This is a genomic window from Candidatus Rhabdochlamydia sp. W815 (assembly GCF_018642185.1).
Classification (GTDB): Bacteria; Chlamydiota; Chlamydiia; order Chlamydiales; family Rhabdochlamydiaceae; genus Rhabdochlamydia; species Rhabdochlamydia oedothoracis.
Genome location: NZ_JAAVTY010000184.1, coordinates 1 through 1,177, shown reverse-complemented (window position 1 = coordinate 1,177; position 1,177 = coordinate 1). Strand labels below are relative to the sequence as shown.

Genomic DNA, 1,177 nt, shown 5'->3' with positions numbered 1-1,177 from the left:
CCATTCTTGGGAAAGAGGCTTAAATGAGCATACAAACGGACTAGTTAGGCAATATTTTCCTAAAACACAAAGCTTTTTAGATACGACTTCCAAGGATATAGAAAGGGTGGAAACTTTACTAAATAACAGACCTAGAAAGGCTCTCAACTTCGAAACTCCACTAGAAGTGTTTACGAGATTATCTACAAACATGCTATGCTCGGGTGCACAATAGATGTTTTTTCAAGTATTTATATGTTCTTTTTTGTGCACTTCAAGGTTGAAAGGGCCCGGTTAAAAAGATGTTGTAGTGTAACAAATAAGTATTTTAACAGTAAGTAAAAAAAAACTATAAGAAGTCTTAAAAATTGGGCATAAGAGTAGCTTATAGATAACAAGATTGTATTATAGTGGTTCCGATTCAAATAGAAAAATATAGGATTAACGACAAGTTTCAAGTTAACGACTTGAAACTTGTCGTTAATCCTATATTTCAAAACATCTGTTAGTTTCGGTATCTCTTCTAAGAAGAATCCTCTAATTGCCTGAAAAAAATTCACCGACGTTTCGTAATATCGATTGTATACCGTCTTTTCCCTTAAGATCTTCCACAAGCGTTCAACCAGGGCCAACGCATGAAGATTTTGCTTGATAATTGAGAGATAAAAAATGATTCTGGCTCCTTTTTCATAAGGAGTATAAAATGGAAGGATTCATTCATTCTTCATCTATTATGATGCATTTTTCGAAATTACCAGACCCAAGAAAGGCGCGCAATCAACTATATAGCCTTCATGATATTATCAGCACATCTATCCTAGCCATGCTATGTGGACAAGATGATTACATGGGCTTTAGCTTGGGGCTACTTTAAATCTTTTACAAAAAGATAAGACAAGCAAGGTCAGTTTACGTAAACGGCGCTTCATTGCATCATGTCGTAAAGATTATTTATTAGATCTGGTAGGTGCAAAGGAAATTCTTCATGCGTAAGCCCTGAGCGTTCAACTAGGATTCAAATTCGGCGAATAAGGAGGGAGATAGTGCACTTTAATCCTAGAAGACATCAGAAACTCTTCTAGTTTTTTATTTTTTTTTGATCTCGCATGAACCTATCTTGAATTGAATATAAATTTTCGCTATGATACCAGATCTTTTTATTTTTTAACTAAAGACAGATGACATGAGCAAGCAAGGA

Annotated in this window: 3 protein-coding genes and 1 pseudogene; 2 read left to right on the top strand and 2 right to left on the bottom strand. The window is 34.8% G+C overall.

The features are described from left to right. Positions 1-214, top strand: a 214-nt coding sequence (locus RHOW815_RS09495) for a transposase (RefSeq protein ID WP_502757473.1), incomplete at its 5' end; no start/stop codon positions are given. A 16-nt stretch (positions 215-230) separates the two neighbouring features. Here RHOW815_RS09495 and RHOW815_RS08140 read toward each other — a convergent pair. Next, positions 231-611, bottom strand: a complete 381-nt coding sequence (locus RHOW815_RS08140; RefSeq protein WP_215217786.1) for a hypothetical protein — start codon at positions 609-611, stop codon at positions 231-233. Positions 612-682: 71 nt separating this feature from the next. On the opposite strand from RHOW815_RS08140, the gene RHOW815_RS08135 reads away from it, so the two are divergent. Next, positions 683-853: a transposase family protein gene (locus tag RHOW815_RS08135; protein ID WP_215217785.1), complete on the top strand. Its 171-nt coding sequence runs from the start codon at positions 683-685 to the stop codon at positions 851-853. Between the two features lie 130 nt (positions 854-983). On the opposite strand, the pseudogene RHOW815_RS09230 reads toward RHOW815_RS08135, so the two are convergent. Then, positions 984-1,073, bottom strand: a pseudogene (locus RHOW815_RS09230) (transposase); the annotation flags it as partial. Between the last annotated feature and the right edge of the window lie 104 nt (positions 1,074-1,177).

Bases quoted from the DNA above. Each gene is read 5' to 3' on its own strand.
- RHOW815_RS08135 (WP_215217785.1), top strand. From the start codon at position 683: ATGGAAGGATTCATTCATTCTTCATCTATTATGATGCATTTTTCGAAA.